Below are 24,683 nucleotides of genomic sequence, written 5' to 3' on the forward strand. Positions count from 1 at the left end.
GGCGGACGCTCCTGACCTCAGACCGCCTCGGCCCGCGCCGAGGCGCGCGGCGCTCGCCGATTCCCCGTTGATCCCTTCCTGCCCGGCCGCCCACGCGGCGGCGGGCACAACGCCGGAGTCTCCGATGCCCAAGTTCCTGGTGCCGCTTTACAGCGCGGCACTGCTTTCCCTGCTGCCTGTGGCCGCTCGCGCCGTGCCGCAAGCCCAGCCCGCCTCACCGCCGTCATCGACGCCGACAACCTCGTCGACGCCGCCAGCGTCGCCGCCTTCGCTGTCCCTGAACGCCGCCATCGAGCGCGCGCTGAGCAGCCATCCCCGCCTGCGCGCCGCGACCTTCGAGGTCGAGGCCGCCGACGGCGCGGTCCAGCAGGCCGCGCTGCCGCCCAATCCCTCGCTCGGGGTCGAGCAGGAGGACACCCGACGCGAGACGCGCACGCTCACCGTGCTGCTGAGCCAGCCGCTGGAGATCGGCGGCCAGCGCGCCGCGCGGACGGCGCTGGCGCGACGCGGCCGTGATCTGTCGCAGGCCGAGCTCGACGCGCTGCGCGCCGAGCTGCGGGCCGATGTGGTCCAGGCCTACTTCGCCGCCCTGGTCGCGCAGGAGCGCGTCAGCGCCGCCGACGAGTCGCTGCGCATCGCCGGCGGCGGCGCGGACGCGACGGCGCGGCGGGTCGCCGCCGGCAAGCTGTCGCCCGTCGACGAGACCCGCGCGCGCGTCGCCGAGGCCACCGCGCGCATCGAGCTGCGCCAGGCCCAGGCGGATCGGCTCGCGGCGCGGCACGCGCTGGCGGCGTCGGTCGGGATCGACGAGGCGCTCATCGGCGCGCTCGACGGCAGCGCCGCGTCGCTGCCGGCCTTGCCCGCCGAAGCGGACGTCGCCCGGCGGATGGCCGACGCGCCGGTGCTGCGCCGCGCCCGGCTCGAAGTCGAGCGCGCCCAGGCCGCGTACGAGCTCGAACGCGCGCGCCGCATCCCCGACCTCACGGTGACCGTCGGGGCCAAGCGCGCACAGGAGATCGGCCGCAACCAGGCGGTGATCGGCGTCTCGATGCCGATCCCGCTGTTCGATCGCAACCAGGGCGCGCAGCGCGAGGCGCTCAAACGCCGCCAGGCCGCCGAGCAGCTCGCCGAGGCCGAATCGATGCGCCTGCGCGCCGACGTGCTGAGCGCCGCGGACGAGCTGGAGGCCCGCGCCGACGAGGTCGACGCGCTGCAGCGCACCGTGCTGCCCGGCGCGCGCGAGGCTTACACCGCCGCGACCCGCGGCTTCGAACTCGGGAGATTCGGCTTCCTGGACGTGCTCGACGCGCAGCGCACCTGGCTGCAGGCGCGCATGCAATGGCTGGACGCGCTCGCGCGGGCGCACCGCGCCAACGCCGACCTTGAGCGCCGCCTCGGCGCGCCCGCCCAGCAAAAGTGAGAACGACGATGAACTTCAACAAGCAAGATGACGCGCAGCACGAGGGGCAGCACGGCGGGCAGGACGGCGGGCAGGACGGCAAGACGTCCCCGGGACGCGGACTGCCGAAGCGGCAACTGATCGCGATCGGGGTGCTGGTGGCGATCGGGGTCGCCGGCGGCGCGGCCATCCTGGCCTCGGGGCCGGCGGGATCCGCCGCGGGCGGACACGGCGAACATGCCGAAGCGGGCCATGGCGACCACGGGCACGGTGAGAAGAAGGGCGCGGGCGACCACAAGGACGACCACAAGGACGACCACAAGGACGACCACGCCGGTGAAGCCAAGCCGAACGAGGGGAGGGCCGGTGCGAAGGCCGATGACCACGGCCATGCCGCCGACGAGCCGGAGGCCATCGCGATGTCCGAGGCGCAGATCAAGTCCGCCGCGATCGTGCTGGAGACCGCCGGCCCGGCGACGATCCGGACGACGACGCGCCTGCCCGGCGAGATCGGCTTCAACGAGGACCGCACCGCGCACGTCGTGCCGCGGGTGGCCGGCGTCGTCGAATCGGTGCCGGCGACGCTGGGCCAGTCCGTGCGCAAGGGCGATCTGCTGGCGGTGATCGCGAGCGCGCAGGTGTCGGACCAGCGCAGCGAGCTGCTCGCCGCGCAAAGGCGCGAGCAGCTGGCGCGCACGACCTTCGACCGCGAACGCAAGCTCTGGGAGGAGAAGATCTCCCCGAGACAGGACGTCGACATCGCCGAGCAGGCGCTGCGCGAGGCCGAGATCGCCGTCGCGAACGCGCGCCAGAAGCTGATCGCGATCGGCGCCACGCCGGCCGCGGCGACCGGGGCCAAGGCCGGAACGACAGCGGGAGGACCTCTCGGCGGTGCGCTCACGCGCTTCGAGCTGCGCGCGCCGTTCGACGGCGTCGTCGTCGAGAAGCACCTGACGCTGGGTGAACAGGTGAAGGAGGACGCCAGCGTCTTCGTGCTGTCGGACCTGCGCACCGTGTGGGCGCGGCTGGACGTGCCCGCCGGCGACCTGGCCAAGGTGCGGGTCGGCGAGCGCGCGGTCGTGCGCTCCGCCGCCTTCGAGCAGTCGGCCGAGGGAACGGTCGCCTACGTGGGCGCGCTGATCGGCGGCCAGAGCCGCACCGCGCAGGCACGGATCTCGCTGACCAATCCCGACCGCGCCTGGCGGCCCGGCCTGTTCGTGAACATCGACGTCGTGACCGGCGAGGCGCCCGCGCCGGTGACCGTGGCCGCCGACGCGGTGCAGGTCTTCGAGGAGCGGCAGGTGGTCTTCGTCCGCACCGCGGCGGGCTTCGCCGCGCAGCCGGTGAAGACCGGCCGCGGCGACGGACGCCGCATCGAGATCGTCGACGGCCTGAAGGCCGGCGCGAAGGTTGCGGCGGTCAACGCCTACGTCATCAAGTCCGAGGCCGGCAAGGGCTCGGCGACGCATTCGCACTGACGGGGGACGCATGTTCGAACGCATCCTCCGATTCGCCATCGAGCACCGATGGCTGGTGCTCCTGGCCGTGCTGGCCATGGCGGCGCTGGGCGTCTTCAGCTATCAGAAGCTGCCCATCGACGCCGTGCCCGACATCACCAACGTGCAGGTCCAGATCAACACCGGCGCGCCGGGCTACTCGCCGCTGGAGGCGGAGCAGCGCGTGACCTTCCCGGTGGAGACCGCGATGGCGGGGCTGCCGGGCCTGAAGCAGACGCGCTCGCTGTCGCGCTACGGGCTGTCGCAGGTGACGGTGATTTTCGCCGACGGCACCGACATCCACTTCGCGCGGCAGCTCGTCAACGAGCGGCTGCAGGCCGCGCGCGAACATCTGCCCGACGGGCTCACGCCGGCGATGGGGCCGGTGTCCACGGGCCTGGGCGAGATCTACCAGTGGACGATCGAGGCCGAGGAGGGCGCGCGCAAGCCCGACGGGTCGCCCTATTCGCCGATCGACCTGCGCGAGATCCAGGACTGGGTCGTCAAGCCGCAGCTGCGCAACGTGCCGGGCGTGACCGAGGTGAACACCATCGGCGGTTTCGCCCGGGAGTTCGAGGTGGCGCCCGATCCCGGGCGGCTGTCCTCGCACGGGCTGACGCTGGCGGAGGTGGTCCAGGCGCTGGAGCGCAACAACGCCAACGTCGGCGCCGGCTACATCGAGCGCCGCGGCGAGCAGTACCTGATCCGCGCGCCGGGCCAGTTGCGCGACCTCGCCGACATCGGCAACGTCGTGCTGCGCACCGACGGCGGCGTGCCGGTGCGGGTGCGCGACGTGGCGCAGGTCGGCATCGGCAAGGAATTGCGCAGCGGCGCGGCCACCGACAACGGCCGCGAGGTCGTGCTGGGCACCGTGTTCATGCTGATCGGTGAGAACAGCCGCAGCGTGGCCCAGGCGGTGGACCGCAAGATGAAGGAGGTCGCGACGACCCTGCCCCAGGGCGTTCACGTGGTCACCGTCTACGACCGCACGGTGCTGGTGGACAAGGCGATCGCGACGGTCAAGCGCAACCTCATCGAGGGCGCGGTGCTGGTGATCGCGGTGCTGTTCCTGTTCCTGGGCAACCTGCGGGCGGCGGTGCTGACGGCGCTGGTGATCCCGCTGTCCATGCTGTTCACCTTCACCGGCATGGTCGGCCAGAAGGTCAGCGCCAACCTGATGAGCCTGGGCGCGCTGGACTTCGGGATCATCGTGGACGGCGCGGTCGTGATCGTCGAGAACTGCGTGCGGCGCCTGGCGCATGCGCAGTCGCGGCTGGGCCGGCCGCTCACGCGCGCCGAGCGCTTCCACGAGGTGTTCGCGGCGGCGCAGGAGGCGCGCCGGCCGCTGCTGTTCGGGCAGCTGATCATCATGGTGGTCTACCTGCCGATCTTCGCGCTGACCGGCGTGGAGGGGCGGATGTTCCATCCGATGGCGGTGACGGTGGTGATGGCGCTGCTGGGCGCGATGATCCTGTCCATCACCTTCGTGCCGGCGGCGGTCGCGCTGTTCATCGGCGACAAGGTGCAGGAGAAGGAAAGTCGCCTGATGGCCTGGGCGCACCGCGCGTATGAGCCGCTGCTCGTCAAGGCGATGGCCGCGCGGCCGGTGGTCATCACCGGCGCGGTTGTCGCGGTCGTGCTGTCGACCTTGCTCGCGACGCGGCTGGGCAGCGAGTTCGTGCCCAGCCTCAACGAAGGCGACTTCGCGGTGCAGGCGCTGCGGCTGCCGGGCACCAGCCTGTCGCAGTCGGTGGCGATGCAGCAGCAGCTGGAGGCGCGGCTGACGCAGAAGTTCCCCGAGATCGAGCGCGTGTTCTCGCGCACCGGCACGGCGGAGATCGCGGCGGACCCGATGCCGCCCAACATCTCCGACGCCTACGTGATGCTCAAGCCGCAGGACGCGTGGCCCGAGCCGCGCCGCACGCGCGACGCGCTGATCACGGCGGTGCAGGAGGAACTCGCGACGCTGCCGGGGCAGAACTACGAGTTCTCGCAACCGATCCAGCTGCGCTTCAACGAGCTGATCTCGGGCGTGCGGTCGGACGTGGCGGTGAAGGTCTTCGGCGACGACAGGGACCAGCTGAACGCAGCGGCGGCGAAGATCGCCGCGGTGCTGGGCGGGCTGGAGGGCGCGGCGGAGGTGAACGTCGAGCAGACGACCGGACTGCCGATGCTCACCGTCGACATCGATCGCGAGAAGGCGGGACGGCACGGCCTGAACCTGCAGGACGTGCAGCAGCTGGTCGCGACGGCGACGGGCGGCGCGCACGCGGGCACGCTGTTCGAGGGCGACCGGCGGTTCTCCATCGTCGTGCGGCTGCCCGAGGCGCTGCGCACGGACCTGGCGGCGATCGAACGCCTGCCGGTGCCGCTGCCGCGAGGCGCCGACGGTGCGACGCGCTTCATCCCCTTGTCGGAAGTCGCGACGCTCGCGCTGGCGCCCGGGCCTAACCAGGTCAGCCGGGAGGACGGCAAGCGGCGCGTCGTCGTCAGCGCCAACGTGCGCGGCCGGGACCTGGGCTCGTTCGTCGCCCAGGCGCAGCAGGCGGTGGCGTCGCAGGTCGTGCTGCCGTCCGGCTACTGGCTGGGCTGGGGCGGCCAGTTCGAGAACCTGCAATCGGCCAGCGAGCGCCTGCGCGTCGTGGTGCCGGTGGCGCTGGGACTGGTCTTCGTCCTGCTGTTCGCGATGTTCGGCAATGCGCGCGACGGCTTGCTGGTGTTCTCCGGCATCCCGTTCGCGTTGACCGGCGGCGTGCTGGCGCTGTGGATGCGGGGGATCCCGCTGTCGATCTCGGCGGCGGTGGGCTTCATCGCGCTCAGCGGCGTGGCGGTGCTCAACGGGTTGGTGATGATCTCCTTCATCCGCCAGTTGAGGGAGCAGGGCCGTCCCTTGGAGGAGGCGATCCATGAAGGCGCGTTGACGCGGTTGCGGCCGGTGCTGATGACGGCGTTGGTCGCGTCGCTCGGTTTCGTGCCGATGGCGCTGGCGACCGGCACGGGCGCCGAGGTGCAGCGACCGCTCGCGACGGTGGTGATCGGCGGGATCCTGTCCTCGACCGCGCTGACCTTGCTGGTGCTGCCGGTGCTGTACCGGTGGGCGTACCGGCGCGACATCTACTCATCCGCATGAGTGCGATGCCTCGTGAAAGTGGCAGCGGCGCGATGTCCACAAGTGCGAGTCATGGCGCTCGGGTCGACGTCTCCTTAGAGTGGCTGCATCGCTTCGCAAGGAGAGTGGCGTGTCGATGTCGAAGATGGAAATGAACGGTCGGATCGTCGTCCCCAAGGACATCCGGAAGGCCGTCGGCGCCAGGCTCGGCACCTGCTTCATCTGGAAATTGACGGAGGACGGCAGCATCCACGTCGTTGCGAAGTCGAAGAGGCCGGTTGCGGATGAGCCGCCGCAGCCGGATTCCGGTGACTCCCTGAATGGAGAAGGCAATGCATGAAACGTTGCTGAGCGAGCAAGGCACCTTGCAGGTGCCGGCGGAAATCCTGAAGGAGTTGGGGGCAAAGCCTGGCACCCCGTTCCGCTGGTTTATCCGCGGCGACGGCACCCTCTTTGTTCGTGCCAAGACGACGTCGTTGTCGGAACTGGCGGGAATGTTGAAGCCGCGTAACGGCAAGACGGTAACCGTCGAAGAGATGAGTCCGTTCCGGTGACTGGCGCCGTCGATACCAACGTTCTGATCTGCGGATCTTGCCGACTGCATGCACGCCCGAATCTCGACGTGGGAAAAGCAGGGGCCGCTTCACACATTCGACCGTTGCGCTTCACGGCTGCCGATGACTCGCAAGCCCTCGAGACCGACCGCCCCGGCGCCTGCAGGTGACCGTGACGTGGTCCTGCTCTCCGGCGGCAACCCGCTCACGCGCGCTACCTGCATGTCAGCGAGAAAGAGCCCCTCGACGAGGAGGTCTTCGTCGCCTGGGTGAAAGCGGCGAGTGCGATCCCCGGCGAGAAGATGTGATCAGCAGGTGGTCAGCAGGTGATCGGCCTGTTATCACCGCCCAGCATCAGCTTGCGGCGCGCCAGTCGATCAGGTCCTCATAGGTCGCGCACGCGCCGCCGCAGAGGATCACCAGCACGTTCCTGGCGTCGCGCAGCACCGGCACCGCGCGCTGCAGCGTCGCTGCGACCGCGGCACCGCACGCGGGTTCCACGATCACGCGGTGTTCCTTGGCGACGTCCAGGCAGGCTTGCACCGCTTCCGCATCGGTCACCGTCGTGGCGACGACCGGATGCCGCTTCGTCCAGGCAAAGGCCTGCTCGCTGACGCGTCGAGCGCCCAACGAGGTCGCCAGGCTGGTGATCGCGTCCAGCGTCACCAGCTCGCCCGCGGCGATGGCCGCATTCAGCGAATCGGCGCCGACGGTTTCCGCCGCCACCAGCGGCACGTCCTGCCAGCCGACCGCGTGCATGCCCTGCAACACGCCGCTCATGAGCCCGCCGCCGCCGACCGACAGCACGACCGCATCCGGCTTGGTCGCCTGCGTCGCGGCTTCCGCGATCATGGACGCGTGGCCTTCCCACAGCAGCGCATCGTCGAACGGGTGGATGAAGGCATCCGTCGGCTGGCGCAGCGACATCAGATGCTCGTTGGCCTCCATCCAGCTCTTGCCGTGGACGATGACCTCCGCGCCCTGGCGGCGGATCAACGTCTTGGGCCATTCGCGGGTGGTCTCCGGCACGACCACGACGACCGGCAGCCCGAGCCGGCGACCGGCATACGCGACCGCGATCCCGGCGTTGCCACCCGATGACGACAGCAGGCGCGTCGCGCCGCGCGACGCATGGACTTCGCAGGCGTGGCCGATGCCGCGCAGCTTGAACGACCCGCAGGGTTGGAGCGCCTCGAGCTTCAACCAGACGCGCTGGTCCGGGGTGCTGAAAGCGTCGGACTCGACGGTCGGGGTGGTGATGTGGATGGCCATGTCCGGGATCGTAGCCGGGGCGCCGGCAGCCGCTACCATCCTGCGCACATGAACGCTCTCTTCGAACGATCCTGGCACCGCGCGTGGTCCGCGCTCGTCGGCGCAAGTCCTGGCGCGCAACGAGGGTCGCCACCGGGCGAGACCTCCGCCGAGCGCGACGGCAACGCGCTGCGCGACGAGCTGCTCGCGCGCTACGCCGAGCCGCAGCGCAAGTACCACACGGGTCAGCATCTTGGGGAATGCCTCGCGCTGTTCGACGAGGTCGGCGATCTCGCCGCCCATCCCGCCGAGGTCGAGATGGCGCTGTGGTTCCACGACGCGATCTACGACGTGAAGGGTTCGGGCAACGAGGAGCGCAGCGCCGACTGGGCGCATGAGGCGCTGCTCGCCGCCGGCGTGACTCGCGACGTCGCCGATCGTGTCCGGCAACTGGTGATGGTGAAGAAACACGACGGCGTGCCGGGCAGCGTCGATGAACAGGTGCTCGTCGACATCGATCTGGCGATCCTCGGGGCGGAGCGCCCGCGCTTCGACGAGTACGAGCGTCAGATCCGCGACGAGTATTCGTACGTGCCCGGTTTCCTGTTCCGCCGCAAGCGCAAGCAGATTCTCAAGACCTTCCTGGATCGACAGGTGCTCTACAGCACGCCCGCGCTGCGCGAGCGCCTGGATGCCCGGGCGCGGGAGAACCTGAGGCGCGCGATCGGCTGATCGGCGCGCGGCGCCTCGGCGTTTCAGGCGCGGCCCAGTTGCTCAAGTGCTGACGGCGTTCGTGAACGTCAACCGGTTGCCGAACGGATCCGTGACCGAGACGTCCCTGGAACCCCAAGGCGTTTCCTCCAGCCCGGGACGGGCGTAGCCGTATTGGCGGCCGATCAGCTCCGCGCGGAAGCCTTCGATGTCGTCCGTCTGGATGCGGACCGCCGCTCCCGGACAGGCATCGCCGTGATGCTCCGTGAGGTGGAGGACGCAACCTTCGCGGGAGACCTGCAGATAGAGCGGAAGCCCGTCTTCAAAACGATGCTCCCAATCGACCTGGAAGCCGAGGAACTGCACGTAGAACTCCAGCGCCTTGGCTTCGTCGAAGATCCGCAGGATGGGGGTGATCTGAGTGAATTGCATGGAGGCGATGATCTGCGGAGGGCCGCGGATTGGGTATCACGCGGAAGGGGGACTATCGCCCCACCCCCGCCACACTCCTCGCATCCCACCGCTGCATGTTGTCGAGCGCGCTCTCGATGGGTTCGGAGGTGACACGTTCGGCGCCGAGGAAGGGCCGGTCCATCGCGGCGACGAAGTGGAAGACCAGCCCCAGGGCGAGCGCGAGCACCACGATCGCGCTGCGGCTGCACGCCGTGACCGGCAACACCGCCACCGGCGCGAGCGTCAGCAGCGAGCTCACCAGCACCACCACCCACAGCGTCGTCGGCACCTTGCCGTCGCTCGCCGCCAGCCTCGCGCGGCGCTGCGTCAGCAGGTCGTTCGCTTCCGACCACATCTGCTGGACCAGCACCGTCTCCGCCGCGCTCGCCGGCCGCAGCTCCCCGAGCGTCCGGTACACGTCGTCGAAGGCATCCAGCGTCGGCTGATTCGGCTGCTCCCGCTGCATCGCCGGCCACTCCTTGCCAATCACGCTGCGGCCGTAGCCGCGCAGCCGTTCCCTCGCCAGCCTCGTCTCCGGCGACCCGTACACCGCCAGCGTCCTTGCCAGCTGCGCGATCGCCGTCGCCTCCCTGCTCACCGCCTGTTCCGCCGCGCCGAACGAGTCCCACACCGACACCGCCGAGAACGCCAGCAGCAGCGAGTTGATCGTCGCGATCACGCCCAGCGACGCGAGCGCCACGTTCCGGTCCGACTCCGTCGCACGCTCCCGCCAGCGCCGCGGGAACACCGCCTGCGCTCCCAGCCCGAGCACCACCCACCCCAGCACCAGCGCCAGCCCCAGCACCCAGTTCGGCAGGTCGTACACGATCAGCGGCATGGCGCGCTCCCCTCGCTCAAGCCTTCGCTCAGGGCGTACCGCGTCATCCCCGCCACGCCCCGCACCCCCAGCTTGCGCGTCACGTTCTCCCGGTGCGTCGCCACCGTCTTCGCGCTCAGCTTGAGCCGGTCCGCGATCTCCTGCGTGCTCAGGTCCTCGGCGAAGAGCTGCACGATCTCGCGCTCCCGCGCCGTCAGCGCCGGGCCTGCCGGAATCGGCGTCCCCGCCTCCGGCAGCCGGTGCCGCGTCCGGATCTCGTCGACCAGCCCGCCCATCAGCCCCGGACTCAAGTAGATGCGCCCGCCGGCCACGTCCCGCACGGCGCGCAGCAGCTCCTCGCTGGACGCGTCCTTGAGCACGTAGCCCGACGCCCCCGCCTGCAGCGCCGTGACCACGCTGCGCTGGTCGCCGTGCATCGACAGGCAGATCGCCTGCACCGACGGATGCTGCGCGCGCACGCGCCGTGTCGCCTCGATGCCGTTGAGGCCGGGCATCGCGATGTCCGTGATCAGCAGGTCGGGCTGGAGGTGGCGCACGAGCTTGACGGCGGCGGCGCCGTCCTCGGCCAGCCCGACGACGTCCAGCCCCGCGTCCCGGGACAGCAGCGCGCGCAGGCCTTCGCGCACGAGTTGGTGGTCGTCCGCCAGGACGATGCGGAGGGTCATGGGAATCTCCCTGAGAGTGAATGTGGTGTTGAAGCCGGATGTCGATTGCCGGATCGGACGCGTCAGGCGCCCGAGGCGCCCGAGGCGCCCGAGGCGCCCGAGGCGCCCGACAAGCCCGACGTGCCCTCTGCGGGGCGGGCGTCGGGATCCAGCGGAATCAGCAAGGTCGCGCAGGTGCCGCGGCCCGGCTCGGAACGCAGCACCAGCGCACCGCCGAGCGCCTGCAGCTGCGCCCGCGCGCCGCCCAGGCCCAGTCCGCGCGCGTCGACCTCCACCGGGCCGGTCGGCAAGCCGCGGCCGTCGTCGCGCACGCGCACGCTCAGCCAGCCGGCCTCGACCTTGGGCACGATGTCGACGCGGGTGGCGGAGGCGTGCTTCTGCACGTTCAGGCAGAGCTCCCGCACCACGCGGCAAGCCACCGCCCGCTGCACGGCGGGAATCTCGGCCGTGCCCGGCACCGCCATCGCGCTGGCATCCACGTGCACGGCCAGCGGGCCGGTCAGGCCCAGCTCCGCCGCCAGCGCCTCCAGAGCCGCCTGCAGGTCGCCGTGCCAGTCCGGCGGGGCCAGCGCGAAGGTCAGGGTGCGGACCGTCCGCGACAGCTCGCCCAGCAGCGCGGTGACCTGCGCAAGCGCGGGGTCGGCGGCGACCGGCCCGGACTGGCCGTGGCTCCATTCCCCGAACGCCAGCCGCAGCCGCACGATCAGGCTGCCGACCTGGTCGTGCAGCAGCTGCGCGACGCGTTCGCGCTCGCGCTGTTCTGCATCGGCGTGCGCTTCGGCCAGCGTCATCTGCAGTCGGGTCAGCCGCTCCAGCCGGTGCTCCCGGGTGAGCCGGGACGTCGGCCCGGTCAGGCGCGGTCGCGCCGCGGGCGGGGATGAAGGACGGTGCGGGGTGAGGTTCATGCGAGCTCCCTGTGCGCCTGGACGGCGTCGTCGTGTCGGGCCGACCTCGGGGGATCGGTGTCGCTGACGGTAGGCGGGGACGTCTTCCGCGACCTTCCGGAAACCTTCCGGAGGGGGACGACGGTCCGGGAAGCCCCGGAAACAGGCGCTTGCAGCGGCTTTGGGGGAAATCCCGAAGACCCGGCGACGGGCTTCATGCGCGGGGGCAGTGCGGCCGCTCGCGAGGGGTGGCGCGGCTGAGGTCGTAGCAGGATTTCAGGAAATCGATGTTGGCGCCCAGGTCCGGCAGCGGTCGTCCGATGCCTTTCCAGTGTTCCGCCAGCGCGGCGCGCAAGGGCGCCACGGCCGCCATGTAGTCGTCCGGGAAGGGGATGACCTCGTAGACCAGCGGGAACTCGATGTACTCCAGCTTCACCAGCGCGCCGAGCTGCTCGTAGTGGAAGTGGACCGCGGCGAAGTCCTCCATGTCCTGGCTGAGATAGAGGTCCTCGCCCGAGCCCGCCCGGCGGATCAGATCCTGGGCGTGGGGGCCGATCTCGGGCAGCAGCTCGCGCAGGAAGGCGCGGGCGCGCAGGCGGATGCGCTCGTCGCGCTCCAGCAGGTGGGCGACGTGCTGCAGCGATTGCAGGCGCTCGGTCAGGTTGGCGCGCTTGCTGTCGTCCACCCATTCGACCAGCTGGGTCACCGAGATCAGCACCCCGACGATGACGCTGAGGCCGGTCGCCAGTCCGACGGCCGCCTGCCAGTAGCCGAGCGCGGCTTCGCGGCGGCTCAAGGCGGCACTCCCTTCTGCCGGAGCAGGACGGTCCAGGCGCGGTCGGGCGTCGGGATCAGGAGTCCGCCGGCGTCCAGCGGGGCGCGGGTCCAGCTGACGCTTTCGCTGACATTGCCGCCGATCGCGCCGAGCTCGGCGCCGTCGACCTGCACGACCAGGTCGCAGTGCCAGGTCCAGATGCGCCCGCGCAAGGCGCGGGGCAGGGCGCTCCACTGGGCGAAGCCGGTGGGGGCGTCGGGCTGGGCGTCGCGCGGCGCGCAGATGAGGTCGCCGGGTCGAGGCGGCGTGACGGCGGCGTCGCGGGCTTCCAGGCCCGGGCGGTTGCCCTCCAGCGCGGCGCGGATGTAATGCCAATGGAGCTCGCTGGCCTCGAACTGGCGATCGCCGAAACCGGCGTTGCGCATCAGCCAGGAGATGAAGATCGCGCTCCAGGGCTTCAGCGAGCCGTCGTCGAAACGGGTGCGCTGCAGCGGGTAGTCGGGGCCCTTCACGCCGATCCAGTACAGCAGCACGCGGGCGTGGAGGTAGGGCTCGACTTCCTGCCGGCGCGGGGTGTCGACGCGGCGCTCGGTGAACTGGGCGGCCGCGTCCCAGCGGCCGCGACCCCAGAGCTCCCATTCCTGCAGCGCGAGCGCGAGCAGCCGTTCGGTGGAGGGCGCCGGCGGGGCGAGCTTTCCGCCCAGGCCGGCAGTCAAGCCGGCGCCCGCGGCGGTCGGCGGGAGCGGCGGCTCGACTTCATAGACGGGCGCGGCGTCTTCGAGCGGCCACGGCGGCGGCGGTGGGGCGAGCGGCTTCGTCTGCGCGCATCCCTGGAGCCAGAGCGCGACGAGCGCGAGCATCGCCAACAGCATGGCGTGCGAGAGGTCGCGAGGCAAGGGATGCCGGTGGAACAGGCGCCGGCGAGGACGCGGTGACATGGGGCCTCCTGCGCCGGGGAAGGGGCGCGGAAGGCTCATCGTCGGCGCGGCGGGACGGCGGGGGCATCGGCGGAAGACTGAGCTTGCGGGTGCGATTTCTCTGGACCGGAGGGTTGGCGCGGCGGCGCATCGGTACGCGGTGGTCGCCTGCGAGGGCGGCGTGATCGAGACCAGCTACCCGAACAGCACGCCCGGCAACCAGCCGGCGACGCTGCGGATCAAGCGCGGCAGCGGCTTCGGCGCGAGCGTCGAGACCGTCTCCCTGCCGGCAGTGGACGCCTTCCGCGATCGCGACCTTGCCGATGCGCTGGTACGCGGCGCCGGGGTTCAGTCCTGACCCTTCGGCGCCGGTGCCGCTGCTGGTGTCGGATGCGCCGTGCCTGTTCCGGCAGACGGCGATGGCCGCGCTGGACGCGGCGGGCCGGGCGTGGCCTGAGATTTCCCTCTGTCTGGTCAAGGATGCGTACCGGGTGCGCCCGACCGTTGCGCGCTTGGCATCGATCTCGAAACAGGTAGCCGCCGAGTCCTGTTTGACCTAAATCAATGAAAACCGCCCGACTTGGGCGCTTCCCGCCCAAGCGGTGCGAGGAGCCCTCATGGAACCCCAGGTTGGTGCCGATCCTGTAGGAATCACAACAAGGGAGTGTCGATGTCTTCAGTTTTCAATCTCAGGATCGGCGGGCGACTGGCCGTGGCGTTCGGTCTGATCGTCCTGCTCATGCTGCTGATGGCGGGCGCGTCGCAAGGCGGGCTGACGTCGGTGGACGGTCGGCTGGGGCAGGTAATCGGCGACCGGTATGTGAAGGTGCGCTCGGTCGGCAAGGTTTTCGACGAGCTGAACCTGCAGTCCCGCAACGCGCGCAACGTGCTGCTGCTGGACACGGCGCAGGAGCGCGAGGGGGAGCTGACCTCGATCCGCGAATCGCGGGAGCGTGCGGCGAAGGTCTATGACGAGCTGGTGCCGACGATCCACGACGCGAAGGCCAAGGGGTTCCTCAAGGATTCGCTGGCGCTGCGCAAGGCCTACGGCGAGGCGCTGGACGCCTTCTTCGCGCAGGTCAAGACGGAGGACATGGACGGCGCGAAGCTGGTGCTGATGCAGAAGCTGCGTCCGGCGCAGCTGGCGTACGTGGCCGCATTGGAGAAGCTGGTGGGGCGCCAGGAGGAGTTGATGGCGGAGTCCGGCGCGCTGGCCAAGGAGGCGGTGCGGGAGACGACGCTGGTGCTGTGGATCGCGGTGATCGTGGGCGTGGTGGCAGGTGTTGCCTTCGGGGTGGCGGCGACGCGGTCGGTGACGCGGCCGCTGGCGGAGGTGCGGCGCGCGATGGAGGCGGTGGCCGGGGGCGATCTGACGACGGACGTGCGGGTGACGCGCAAGGACGAGCTGGGGGATCTGCAGCAGAGTCTGGCGCGCATGGTGGACGGCCTGCGCGGGCTGGTGCGCGAGGTGCGCAGCGGGGTGGACTCCGTGACGACGGCGTCGAGCCAGATCGCGGCGGGGAACCTGGACCTGTCGAGCCGGACCGAGGAACAGGCGAGCAGCCTGCAGCAGACGGCGAGCTCGATGGAGGAGATCACCGGGACCGTGCACCAGGCGGCGGACAGCGCGCGTCAGGCGACGGCGCTGGCGCAGGAGGCGTCGGGGACGGCGAAGCGGGGCGGGGAGGTGATCGGGCGGGTGGTCGCGACGATGGATGCGATCACGGACAGCAGCCGCAGGATTGAAGACATCATCGGCGTGATCGATGGGATTGCGTTCCAGACGAACATCCTCGCGCTGAACGCCGCGGTGGAAGCGGCGAGGGCGGGGGAGCATGGACGTGGATTCGCCGTCGTCGCTGGCGAGGTGCGTGCTCTGGCGCAGCGCAGTGCGAGCGCGGCACGCGAGATCAAGACGCTGATCGGCACGTCTGGCGTGTCGGTGGCGTCGGGCGGCCGGGAGGTCGCAGCGGCCGGCGAAACGATGCGGGAGATCGTGGAGCAGATTAGACGCGTGAGCGAGCTGGTCAACGAAATCTCCGGCGCCGCCGGGGAACAAAGCCGTGGGATCGAGCAGATCAACCAGGCCATCACGCAGATGGATCAGGTGACGCAGCAGAACGCTGCACTGGTCGAGGAAAGCGCCGCGGCCGCTAACAGCCTCGAAGCGCAGGCGCAGCGGTTGGCGGAGTCGGTGGCGTCGTTCAGGGTGGCTTAAGGGGGAGGTGGCTTACGTCACTAGCCGTCGCCGCGACGGGACGGTCCACTGGCCTCTCAACAGGAGAGGCCAATGTTCCCCAAATCGTTCTATCTCTGCCCGGAAGACGTCTTCCGGCTCGGCAACGCAAGCACCCCCAAGCTCAGCAACATCCGACCGCACGATGTCGATCTGACGAAGGTCAACGACATCGTCGTGGTCGTTGCGAACAATGCTGGTGTCAGCGTGTTCAACGAACAGGGACTGGCAGAAAGAGACATGAGCGGCTGGGTGTGGCAGTTCAACGCAACGACGCCGATGCCGCAAGGGCTGAAGCTGGTTCACGACCGTCCCGGTCACTACACCATCGCGCCCACGGTTAACATGCCGCTGGACAAGTACAAGGGACTGCTGGAGGAGCTGGGAATGAAGGCGTTCCGTGTGTTCTTCAGGCAAGGCAAGCAAGCATGAAATCGCTGACGTTGGATCTGACGCGCTGGGAAGCGCATTGCATTCTCGAGGCGCTGACGGAGTTGGATGCCAAGTGGGCGAACATCTGTCAGACCTCGGAAGACGAGGACGAGGTCGCCGACTACGGTAACGAGCTGATCGAACTTCGACTGACGCTGAAGTCGGTGAAAGAGCAGGCGATTGCTGCATTCGGCCCTGGTGTTGCGAACTTTGATCGGACACCACTCTGAGCGGAGAAGGCGAAACTAGCGCAGGCCGCTTCGGCGCTATTGCAAATCTTCAGGACGAAGCGCGAAGCGCATCCGCCGACGATCCGTCGGCGCTCTCCGCACCAAACGTCTGAGGTGCAAGCGCTGGAAGCGCGCGTGGAGCGTAATGCTTTGAGCTCCTTCAGCCTCTTCAAGAACGCCTCCTTCAAGGCTTTAGACCGCCCCGCCTTTCGTCCGTGTCCCCAAGGTTGGGGATGCGCTGCCTCCTGCTTTGGTTCATCTTCCTCGAAGTCAAACTGAAGGATGAGCATGGACACGAGCATTATTCGTAAGGCTTCGGACTTCAATATGTCGGCGCATATCCTTGTTGGAGGGCCCGCTGGCGAAGGAGTGATCTATACGCAACCTCGATCTTCGGGAGAGCCGTCGCTTGAAACCATAGCGAAGTACCAGATCGCGTTCCCCGCCACTGGGAACTATGACTTCTTCGTCGAATACGCCGCTTTGGAGTCGCGACCCACAGAGTTCCGATTGGATATGGAACTAGTTGCGGGGAACTGCTCCGGTCTGACGGGCGGCTGGGATGCTCAGAAGTGGGAGCGGCAGGGATCCATTGGTGTCGCCGCAGGTGTCCACACCCTGCAGCTTCGCCGCGATGGCGGCCCGATTCCTCACATTCGAACATTCAAGTTCACGCCCACTTGAGTGTGGAGCAGCATTCTCATCAGTTGCGGCCCGCAAAGACTGGGTTTGCGCGGATTTGAAGTCCCGGCGACATATCTCTTTGGACTCTGAACATGCTCAAGAGAGTGCGGTGGAAGGCTTTCTTTGGGGGAGCGATAGCGGTAGCCAGCCTTGTGGTTGCGGTGTGGATCTTCCAGAAGCAGCGCTGCGACACCTTTGAGCTAGCGTTTACCACTCTGGAAAACAAAGCAAATAGTGATGTGATCGCTCGCGCTGGCTTGACATCCGGGCTTCCCAAGAGAATTGAGGGGCAGCGACTGATTCAAGCGCTCGTAAGAGAGAACGAGGCATACGTCCAAGACGTGGAGAATATGAAAATTGCGCGTGAGGCAATCAAGCGTACTACGAATGCGCTTGCCCTCGGGGACAAGCCTGCGACTACGTTGGCAGAGACGACGAAGAATTGGGAGCTAGGACTAGTCGCGGCAGGTTTTGATCTTGACGACCCTTTGGATGCCGCGCATATGGTCTCGGAAAGTGGCGTCGGAAGAAGTATGCCTACGCGCTCCGCGCTCGGGAGTGCGCACGATGCGCGCGAGTTCAAGCGGCGACTGCTCGAATGGCAGCGCATGGCAAATCAACGTGGGGCCACATTCTTCTCGAAGCTCAGAAGGGAGCTTGGCGCTGACCATCCTGCTGCGGGCCCCCAACTTGCAGCGAGGCTAGCGTTGCTGCTTACTAGAAATGAAGCGGAAATCTCCGCTGCACGCGCCGAACTCGGTCTTATTGATGAGCGCCTTCGGCTGCAAGCAGCGGAACGAGAGGCCCTCCTTAGTAGCCAGCCAAAGCTTTGTGCAGCAGTAGGTGTGTCGCTGAGTGCTTCGTCTGGGGCACCAAGCCCATAGAACATCGTTCTCCCATGACCGGCAGACGTTGAAGTTCGCAAGATGGCCTGGTCTGCCCCGAACGGCTTTCCCCGGCTATGGCCTGTGTGCGAGTGAATACAAAAACGTAGCCGCCTTCTTCGAGTTCAGGCTCGCTGGGGTGCGTTCGGCTCCATAAGCGGAGCAAGGAATCCGGCTTGAAGTAAGAGCACCGTGCCTCTTAAGGATGGTCTGCAGAGCATGATCTGCGACGCATGAAGACTTCGCTTTCGCGTCGTACGCGTCGATCTGCGCTGGGGTCAGATCTTGAGCGCGTTCGACTGAACTGCTTAGCCGCCGTTTCCGGCGTCTGAAGCGGCCGTTCCGGCCACTTCAGACGGACTCATCCCCGCATCTCCAATAGCTGTTTGCGCGCCATCCACTTGAAGAACGCGGCGCTGCGCGCTGCCTCAGCGGTGCAGATGGCGGAACTCGAAGGTCGCTAGGCGCTGCGCGGAGGCTGCCAATTGAGAATTAGCCGCCCCGGGCAGCTGCAGCAACTGGAGCCGTCCCCGCATCCTGGGTCGCTCCAGTCAGAATCTGATCCGCCGTTCCAGCGTTCTGCACGCGTGCCTGGAGCATCTTTCGGTAAGCCACACCAATTTGAGCCAGGCGATTCGGACGGCCCCGACCGCGGCCCATGGGGTGGTGCGCCAAGATTTCCTCGTAGCGGTTCTTGAGCAAGCCCACGAGGAGGACATCCGAGCTTCCATCGTCGAGCAACTCGGTCTGCTGCGCGGCTAGGAACTGCTTAAGTTGTTCGTACTCGTGCTTCGAAATCTCGGCAATGCTTTGTTGGCCGGTGCCGCAGATTGCCTGGTTCAGAGCGTCGGGCGTCATCAGCCTCAGCACGTTCAACTCATCGAAAAGCTGCCCGGCGTTAGAAGCGAAGTCCTTCAGGTCCATTGTTTCGCGCATGCGTGCGACGAAGTCGTGCACGTCGGCGAACTCGCCAGTTCGCTCCTTCAATCGGTCATCGGTCTCGTGAAGCAGTCGCTTGATGGTGATGTCACCCGACTTCGTCAGTAGGCCGAGTTGGTCGATCAGCTCGCGCTCCACGATTGAAAGTTCTCCGGCGAGCGGCTTGTACTGGAGGTCGTGCTCAATCTCGTTGAACACGTGCGCTAGCAGGCTGCACACCTGAATCTCGCAAGTGGTTCCGGCGAGGTTCTCATTGGCTCCCGCAAGGTCCTCCTCGGGAAGGAACACCTGACAGTGGGTTGCGCGGTAGTGCAGTCCATCGCCGGCTTTGTCCTTTACCTGGATGTCGGGGCCGTTCCCTGTACCTGGAGGTCCGACGAACTCCTTTTTCAACTCTTCGACCACCGGCTCGCGATCCGACTCTAGGTAGGTAGCGATGCGTACGGCTGCAAGGTCGCTGATCCGCTGGAACACCTCGTCAACCGAGTTGTACTTCGCTCGATTTTCGGCCTTCTTCAGCTTTTCAAAGAAGCTCTTCGGGTTCTTCGCGCGGCGTTGAACAGTCGCTCTGACCGTGAGCTTCTTCTGAACGATTTCAAGGCATTTCTCGTAGGTGACCTCGGCCATCTTCATGTAGCGGTCCTGCTCCCGCAGGTACCTCTCATAGCATTCGGTGATCTGCTGGTCCGTGAGCGCCATCGTCTCTCCCTCGACTGCCGATTAGATTTGTGGGTGCGCGCCAAACTCCAGCGGCGCGAGTCAGGCGTTCGCCCGCGCAGCTCGGCACGACGCAGGATGCTCTACTCGCGGATGGCGAGCAGGCGAGGGTCGGGCACGTTCTTCACGGGGCCGACCGTGACGTAAGAGTGCCAGCCTGGCTTGATCTTCGGGTCTGCGAGGAAGATGCGCGTATGCACGGCGAGGACCACGTAACTGGTCGTCGATTTGTCCGTCACGAGCTGAATGAACTCACCGACGCGGGGAACCGTTCCACCATCGGGGAGCTCCAACTCCGAGTCCGTAAATTCGTAGCCCGCGCTGGGCTTGCTGTCCTCGGGCTTCATGTACTGCAAGGAGATGGTGTGTCGCATACACGTCCCTTTTAGCCGCCCTGAACTCGGATCGTAGACGCACGTGGGGGCGACCTCCGGTGCGCTGCGGTACTTCGCTTTCCTAGCGTCGGCTGCCTTCACGAACAGCGTTTAGCCATTCGCGCACGTGAGAACCGTCGTTGAAGCGGTCCTGGAAAAGAACGTCTTCAATTTCCCCCCAGTTCCCATCGGAGCGGACCAAGCTCCGCTCGGCGCTTGCGCTATTCCCGTGCCAGCGGGCTTCCATGTTGCTCGCCCACCGGAGGTACTGCATCCAGGACAACTTCAGCCACGGGGCCTTCACACCGCTTCGGATGATTTCAAGAATCCGACCGCCGGCAGGGTTCGAATCAAAGTTCCGTTCGTCGAACCAACCCTTGCGGTTGAGCTTTGCAACGTCGGCTTCGCGAAGCCGTGCCAGCAGGGGCCCTTCGTTCCAATAGGCGACCTGCCGGCCGCCTGGCTCCTCCTCCTTCCAGCGACCCGGGGAGAACCGGCGCAAGTTCATGTACTTGCCGGTGGAGATGTCGGTCGCACCGGCGAACTTCCACATCACCAAGTCGTGGCTGGCGAAGGCCACGTGGACTCGCATGCTTTGGGACAGCAGTCGGACTAGGTGAACCGCCGTGGGTAGTCCTGCCTCATCCCAGAGAGGCTCACGCGGGGGCACGTCCTCGTTCAAGAACGTCAGGTAAATCCGGTCGCACGAGCTGCGCGACAGGATCGACGCAATGCTCAGCGCGCGGGCTGGGTTGTTTAGGTCGCGTAGGCTCACGATGGCTGTGAGCAAAGTCTCAAGACCCCGACCGTCCGCGTGGTCTTTAGTCTGGTCCGCCACGTCGACCATCAACGAGTAGTAAGCGTCCGAATACAGCCGTGGCACGAACGCCGGGGAGCACACCGCGTCCACAGCCAGCTGTGCTCCCTGCTCGACGATTTCGTGACCGCGCTGCACCCACCAGTTGACGTCGCTCTGATCTGCTGTGGCGAAGTCTGCGGAGAAGTACGCCCACTCGTCCATCTTCCCCTTCTCGAACGCCGGGTTGTACATCTGCGGATCGAGGATCACCTCAAGATCGTCGCGGAGCTCTCCCAGCCTTTCCAGGCGGTTTGCCACGTCGTCCGGGCCATCGTTCACCGGGCTGAGGACGAGGCCCGAATAGTCGCCGATGTCAGGCTCCTCGAGAAGATTCCAAGATTCGTGACCGAGCTGCAGATAAGAAGCCATGGTTGTCCTCAGGAAATAGCGTTCAGGGCGCCCACGAAATCGGCGGGCTTGCGGAAGCGAGCGACAGGCCACGGCTTCAACGCGGTGGCCAGAGCGCCGAAGCCAAGCGCTTCGAGGCGTGAGCGGTTCTCGGTGGGCAACTCCTGTCGCGAGGCGACGCTCATGATTGCTTCTGGGATGGTCTTACCGGCGACCAGGAACGGGTGATGACCGAGAAGGCACTCGGCAAGCACGATTGCCAAGTCGAATTGGTCAGTACGCCAGTCGATGAGGGCTTTCTCGTTCGTGAGCTGTTCCGGCGCAGCGTACGCAGGAGTGCCAGGGCCCATCTGGGCGAACGCCTGCGTCAGGGTAGGCTGGTCAAGCATCCGCACGATGCCGAAGTCGGTGAGCACAGGGTAGGAGTTGCTGCAGTCGCGGAACATGATGTTCGCTGGCTTGATATCCCTGTGAACAAGCCGCTTCTCATGGAGATGGCCCAGCACCTCCGCGAGCAAGACTCCAATGGCACGAGTTTCCTGAGGCGACAGGACGCCATGGGCTAACCTAGCTTCCAGTGTTCCGCCTGCCAGGTACTCCTCGCATACAACCCACAGCTGGACACCTGATGGAATGGTGTGCGGGTACGCTTCCAGCAGCCGAGCAATCGAGCCATGCGTGCAATCTTGCAGGGCTCGCGCTTCTCGCACCAGGCGCTCTGCTGCGCCGGCAGCGACTGCAAGCTTCAGGGCGAAAGTCTGCTGCTGCTGGGCAGCAAGGTAGGCGCTCTTGAACGCCCCCTTTCCCAGTGGGCCGCGAAACTCAAAGCCGCGCTGGCTGCAATGCTCCGCCGCGACCGCGTCCAGGTTCAACTGGCGGCTCATCGTCGAGCGTGTCGAAGAACTCGTGCGCCTGCGCACGGAGCCACACCAAGAGAGCATCCTGCTCGGATGCCTCGATGAGCACCTGGACGGACTTTCCGTCGAATGAACATAGTCCCACCCCCCGCAACTCGAATTCGTCTCGGTCCCTTAGGGCTCTTACGGCCACATGTGTGGGGACGATGACGTACGACTTGTTGGCGTACGCAGTGCTGCGATACGCCTGATGAAATGCTCGTTTCCAGTTATCTAGCTTCGCCTCGAAGGCCACCAGCGTCTTCTTGCGATGCCGCGCGAGGACATCGACGAGGCCAGACGTGTGGTCCCACTCCTTGGTGATCTGCACCTTTCCGAATGAAGTACGGCCCTTCGACAATTTGCCCACGAAGCTGTCGACGAAGTCGGCTTCGGTAGCAAATTCGGTACGGCCTTCCGTCCGGCTTTTGGTTTGAGTCATGGAGCGCTTCTTGGGCTGCTTTTCTTGCGAGTCTAGCAACAGGTGATGGTGGGTCGTGCGCCCTTCGTCCCCGACCTGAGGGGGCGCAAGAGCAAAGACACAAGGTTCTCTCGTGTAGCGGCAAGCAGTCGGCCGAACGGCCCCACACATCATAGGCAAGTAGGTCGGCCCTCAGGTGAAGTTTTCACCCTGATCCAAGGCGCCTAGGTGTGAAGCGTCATGGCGTTCTACCTTGCGTGCCGCGCTGGCTGGCAAGCCCTGACCCTCAAAGGGAATGCTGACCCTTCAGTTCCGCTGAGGAGCGAATCGCTGAAAGTCTTCGATATAGATCAGAGAATGGCCTCTCGTTGCATTCCGCTCTCATGGGCCACGAGATGAGAAACCTGATCCGATGCATCGCATCCCTACTCATCGCAGGACCTGCCGCCTGCGCCTTTGCGCAGTCGGGCGCTCAACAGACCACCCAGCCGACGATGGCCAAAGACCTGATTGACTGCCCGAAGGTGTACAACGAAGTCGGTCCGGTCGCGATCAAGCTCCCGTATTGGGAGTTCGACCAGACCGAGAGGGGCTGGCGCGCGCTGGGCAACTGCCACCTGGAGCAGGCGCAGTTGATCAAGCGCTATGTCAGACGCCAGGAGTACGAGCAGCGCGGAGTGCGCTGGCACCTCGCGCAGACATTGGCGATGTTGGGCGACGATGCCGCAGCTGCGGAGCAGGCCCTATTGTCGATCAATCCTGAAGAAGCCACGGACACGCCGGGTTTTAGCTGGAACACCTACGTGTTGGCGACGGTGGCTTTCCTTCGCAAGGACCGGGCCGCGTTCGACGTGCAGTACGAGGCTCATCGACGCGCGACGGAGGCCGACGCTGAGAACGCGATGAATCTGAAGGTCTTGGAGAGACTGGCCGAGTGCTTCGACAAGCCGTACCGAAAGGCTTACGGAAGGTGCCAACCTGACGATTGAGGGAAGCGCGTCAGCCCGGTCCAGTGTTGCTCCCGCACGCCGCGCTGTGCGCTCTGCGGCGTCCTGCGCCCTCTATTCGAGTGTCGTCGCGGAGCCAACCCCATCGTCGTGCGTCCTCCGTAATCTTGCGCGAAGGTGTTGCCCGATGATCGGGCGAGGTCCATCCGGTGCGGCGTAGGCCGAGACTTGGTTGGGTCGCCTCCTCTCCACCTTCAGAGCAGCACTCCTCGATGTCGCCCGACGATCAGCAACGAGAAAAACAAGGCCTTGACCCTCGCGGACGCAGCGCGCTGCTGGCGGTCCTGTTGGGCGTCATGCTCTCCACGCTGGACACGGCCATCGCCAACGTCGCGCTGCCGACCATCGCCGCCGACCTGCAATCGCATGCCGCCGACGCCATCTGGGTCATCAATGCCTACCAGCTCGCGGTTGTCGCCACGATGCTGCCCTTCGCCGCGCTCGGCGATGGCATCGGCCCGCGGCGAGTCTTTCTCGGCGGGCTGGTGCTGTTCACCGTCGCGTCGGGGCTGTGCATGGCCGCGACCAGCGTCGAGCTGCTCGCCGCCGCGCGCGCCTTCCAGGGCATAGGCGCGGGCGCGATGATGAGCGTGAACATCGCGCTGATCCGCCAGATCTACCCACCGACCCGGCTGGGCCGCGGCGTGGGCCTCAATGCGCTGGTGGGGAGCATCGGCTTCGTGGTCGGGCCGACGGTGGCCTCGCTGCTGCTGTCCGCGGCCAGTTGGCCCTGGCTGTTCGGCATCAACGTCCCCCTGGGCCTGCTGGCGATCGCCTGTGCCTGGCCGACATTGCCGAGCAGTCCACCCCGCCCGCACGGCTTCGACGTGGGCACCGCCGTCCTGACCGCCACCAGCTTTGCGGCGCTGATCTTTGCACTGGGCTCCATGGCGCAGTTGTCCGCCTGGACGCAGGTGCTGCCCGCTGTCATGCTGACGATTGCCGCCGGCGCGCTCCTGCTGCATCGCCAGCACGGCCACGCCACGCCCATGCTGCCGGTGGACCTGCTGCGCAGACCCATGTTCGCGCTGTCGGCGGTGACTGCGGTCTGCGCCTTCGCCACCCAGGGCCTGGCCTTTGTCTCGCTGCCGTTCTACTTCGAGCAGGTCCTGCACCGCGACGCCGCCAACGCCGGCTACCTCATGACGTCGTGGCCGGTGGTCGTCGCGATCACCGCGCCGCTGGCCGGCCGGCTGTCGGACCGGCATGCGCCGGGGCTGCTGGGCGGCATCGGCTTGGCGGTGTTAGCGGTCGGCATGTGCGGGTTGGCGCTGCAGTCCCACGATCCCTCGCTGCCGATGCTGGTGCTGTGGATGGCGCTGTGCGGCGCGGGCTTCGGCTTCTTCCAGGCACCCAACCTGACGGCGCTGATGTCCAGCGCGCCCCCGCACCGAAGTGGCGGCGCCAGCGGCGTCATCGGGGTGGTGCGGTTGCTCGGACAGGCGAGCGGCGCGGCGCTGGTCGCGTTGTGCTTCCATCTGGCCGGCCTGCGTGACGGCCCGACCGTCGCGCTGGCGCTGGGCGGTGTGACCGCGGGGCTGGCGGCGGTGGCGAGTTTTGCGAGGCTAAAGGTTCGCGGCTGAGCGGCAGTCCCATACCGTCAT

26 protein-coding genes are annotated in these 24,683 nt (G+C 67.2%); 14 read left to right on the forward strand and 12 right to left on the reverse strand.

What is annotated here, in order from left to right:
* The first annotated feature begins 124 nt into the window (after positions 1–124).
* The 5 genes from PV762_RS26865 to PV762_RS26885 all read left to right on the forward strand — a co-directional run bounded on the left by PV762_RS26865 (position 125) and on the right by PV762_RS26885 (position 6,558).
* Positions 125–1,420, forward strand: a complete 1,296-nt coding sequence (locus PV762_RS26865) for a TolC family protein (protein WP_421038062.1) — start codon at positions 125–127, stop codon at positions 1,418–1,420.
* A gap of 8 nt (positions 1,421–1,428) precedes the next feature.
* Entirely contained in the window at positions 1,429–2,877 is a 1,449-nt protein-coding gene (locus PV762_RS26870; RefSeq protein WP_421038063.1) for an efflux RND transporter periplasmic adaptor subunit, read from the forward strand.
* A gap of 10 nt (positions 2,878–2,887) precedes the next feature.
* Positions 2,888–6,025: an efflux RND transporter permease subunit gene (locus PV762_RS26875; protein WP_421038064.1), complete on the forward strand. Its 3,138-nt coding sequence runs from the start codon at positions 2,888–2,890 to the stop codon at positions 6,023–6,025.
* Positions 6,026–6,134: 109 nt separating this feature from the next.
* Positions 6,135–6,344 carry an AbrB/MazE/SpoVT family DNA-binding domain-containing protein gene (locus PV762_RS26880; RefSeq protein ID WP_421038065.1) on the forward strand — a complete coding sequence of 70 codons (210 nt, stop codon included), beginning with the start codon at positions 6,135–6,137 and terminating at the stop codon, positions 6,342–6,344.
* Entirely contained in the window at positions 6,337–6,558 is a 222-nt protein-coding gene (locus PV762_RS26885) for an AbrB/MazE/SpoVT family DNA-binding domain-containing protein (protein WP_421038066.1), read from the forward strand. Before PV762_RS26880 ends, PV762_RS26885 begins: the two co-directional genes overlap by 8 nt.
* Before the next feature lie 354 nt (positions 6,559–6,912).
* Here PV762_RS26885 and PV762_RS26890 read toward each other — a convergent pair whose 3' ends face one another.
* Positions 6,913–7,830, reverse strand: a complete 918-nt coding sequence (locus PV762_RS26890; protein ID WP_421038067.1) for a pyridoxal-phosphate dependent enzyme — start codon at positions 7,828–7,830, stop codon at positions 6,913–6,915.
* A 48-nt stretch (positions 7,831–7,878) separates the two neighbouring features.
* Between PV762_RS26890 and PV762_RS26895 the strand changes: the two genes are divergently transcribed.
* On the forward strand, positions 7,879–8,541 hold the full coding sequence (locus tag PV762_RS26895; RefSeq protein WP_421038068.1) for an N-methyl-D-aspartate receptor NMDAR2C subunit: 663 nt from the start codon (positions 7,879–7,881) through the stop codon (positions 8,539–8,541).
* 42 nt (positions 8,542–8,583) lie between these two features.
* Here PV762_RS26895 and PV762_RS26900 read toward each other — a convergent pair whose 3' ends face one another.
* From PV762_RS26900 to PV762_RS26925, 6 genes are all read right to left on the reverse strand, one after another.
* Positions 8,584–8,952 (reverse strand): glyoxalase superfamily protein, encoded by a 369-nt coding sequence (locus PV762_RS26900; protein ID WP_421038069.1) that lies wholly within the window; start codon positions 8,950–8,952, stop codon positions 8,584–8,586.
* 52 nt (positions 8,953–9,004) lie between these two features.
* A complete protein-coding gene (locus PV762_RS26905; protein WP_421038070.1) occupies positions 9,005–9,811 on the reverse strand; it encodes a hypothetical protein in 807 nt (268 codons plus the stop codon).
* Positions 9,802–10,476, reverse strand: coding sequence for a response regulator (locus PV762_RS26910; RefSeq protein WP_421038071.1), 675 nt, complete (start codon positions 10,474–10,476; stop codon positions 9,802–9,804). The genes PV762_RS26905 and PV762_RS26910 overlap by 10 nt, the downstream gene beginning before the upstream one ends.
* Positions 10,477–10,538: 62 nt before the next feature.
* A complete protein-coding gene (locus PV762_RS26915; protein WP_421038072.1) occupies positions 10,539–11,381 on the reverse strand; it encodes a sensor histidine kinase in 843 nt (280 codons plus the stop codon).
* A 193-nt stretch (positions 11,382–11,574) separates the two neighbouring features.
* Positions 11,575–12,156, reverse strand: a complete 582-nt coding sequence (locus PV762_RS26920) for a hypothetical protein (RefSeq protein WP_421038073.1) — start codon at positions 12,154–12,156, stop codon at positions 11,575–11,577.
* The gene (locus tag PV762_RS26925; protein WP_421038074.1) at positions 12,153–13,073 is read right to left on the reverse strand and encodes a DUF2272 domain-containing protein; all 921 of its coding nucleotides are present in this window, start codon (positions 13,071–13,073) and stop codon (positions 12,153–12,155) included. The genes PV762_RS26920 and PV762_RS26925 overlap by 4 nt, the downstream gene beginning before the upstream one ends.
* Before the next feature lie 160 nt (positions 13,074–13,233).
* Between PV762_RS26925 and PV762_RS26930 the strand changes: the two genes are divergently transcribed.
* The 6 genes from PV762_RS26930 to PV762_RS26955 all read left to right on the forward strand — a co-directional run bounded on the left by PV762_RS26930 (position 13,234) and on the right by PV762_RS26955 (position 17,518).
* Complete coding sequence (locus PV762_RS26930; RefSeq protein WP_421038075.1) at positions 13,234–13,410, forward strand: hypothetical protein; 177 nt, start codon at positions 13,234–13,236, stop codon at positions 13,408–13,410.
* A gap of 312 nt (positions 13,411–13,722) precedes the next feature.
* A complete protein-coding gene (locus tag PV762_RS26935) occupies positions 13,723–15,270 on the forward strand; it encodes a methyl-accepting chemotaxis protein (protein ID WP_421038076.1) in 1,548 nt (515 codons plus the stop codon).
* Positions 15,271–15,342: 72 nt separating this feature from the next.
* Positions 15,343–15,720, forward strand: a complete 378-nt coding sequence (locus PV762_RS26940) for a hypothetical protein (protein ID WP_088404002.1) — start codon at positions 15,343–15,345, stop codon at positions 15,718–15,720.
* Positions 15,717–15,950: a hypothetical protein gene (locus tag PV762_RS26945; protein ID WP_421038077.1), complete on the forward strand. Its 234-nt coding sequence runs from the start codon at positions 15,717–15,719 to the stop codon at positions 15,948–15,950. Before PV762_RS26940 ends, PV762_RS26945 begins: the two co-directional genes overlap by 4 nt.
* Before the next feature lie 288 nt (positions 15,951–16,238).
* Entirely contained in the window at positions 16,239–16,634 is a 396-nt protein-coding gene (locus tag PV762_RS26950) for a hypothetical protein (protein WP_421038078.1), read from the forward strand.
* A gap of 92 nt (positions 16,635–16,726) precedes the next feature.
* Positions 16,727–17,518, forward strand: coding sequence for a hypothetical protein (locus tag PV762_RS26955; protein ID WP_421038079.1), 792 nt, complete (start codon positions 16,727–16,729; stop codon positions 17,516–17,518).
* A 492-nt stretch (positions 17,519–18,010) separates the two neighbouring features.
* On the opposite strand, the gene PV762_RS26960 is transcribed toward PV762_RS26955, so the two are convergent.
* The 5 genes from PV762_RS26960 to PV762_RS26980 all read right to left on the reverse strand — a co-directional run bounded on the left by PV762_RS26960 (position 18,011) and on the right by PV762_RS26980 (position 22,093).
* Positions 18,011–19,156, reverse strand: coding sequence for a hypothetical protein (locus PV762_RS26960; protein ID WP_421038080.1), 1,146 nt, complete (start codon positions 19,154–19,156; stop codon positions 18,011–18,013).
* A gap of 101 nt (positions 19,157–19,257) precedes the next feature.
* Positions 19,258–19,548 (reverse strand): hypothetical protein, encoded by a 291-nt coding sequence (locus PV762_RS26965; protein ID WP_421038081.1) that lies wholly within the window; start codon positions 19,546–19,548, stop codon positions 19,258–19,260.
* 82 nt (positions 19,549–19,630) lie between these two features.
* Positions 19,631–20,776, reverse strand: a complete 1,146-nt coding sequence (locus PV762_RS26970; protein ID WP_421038082.1) for a hypothetical protein — start codon at positions 20,774–20,776, stop codon at positions 19,631–19,633.
* An 8-nt stretch (positions 20,777–20,784) separates the two neighbouring features.
* Positions 20,785–21,639 (reverse strand): serine/threonine-protein kinase, encoded by an 855-nt coding sequence (locus tag PV762_RS26975; RefSeq protein ID WP_421038083.1) that lies wholly within the window; start codon positions 21,637–21,639, stop codon positions 20,785–20,787.
* Positions 21,578–22,093, reverse strand: coding sequence for a hypothetical protein (locus PV762_RS26980; protein ID WP_421038084.1), 516 nt, complete (start codon positions 22,091–22,093; stop codon positions 21,578–21,580). The genes PV762_RS26975 and PV762_RS26980 overlap by 62 nt, the downstream gene beginning before the upstream one ends.
* A 362-nt stretch (positions 22,094–22,455) precedes the next feature.
* Between PV762_RS26980 and PV762_RS26985 the strand changes: the two genes are divergently transcribed.
* Complete coding sequence (locus PV762_RS26985; protein WP_421038085.1) at positions 22,456–23,061, forward strand: hypothetical protein; 606 nt, start codon at positions 22,456–22,458, stop codon at positions 23,059–23,061.
* 230 nt (positions 23,062–23,291) lie between these two features.
* Positions 23,292–24,662, forward strand: coding sequence for an MFS transporter (locus tag PV762_RS26990; RefSeq protein ID WP_421038086.1), 1,371 nt, complete (start codon positions 23,292–23,294; stop codon positions 24,660–24,662).
* Positions 24,663–24,683: the final 21 nt, after the last annotated feature.

Origin of the sequence: Mitsuaria sp. CC2 (assembly GCF_048957715.1) — a bacterium.
In the GTDB taxonomy this organism is placed as follows: Bacteria; Pseudomonadota; Gammaproteobacteria; order Burkholderiales; family Burkholderiaceae_C; genus Roseateles.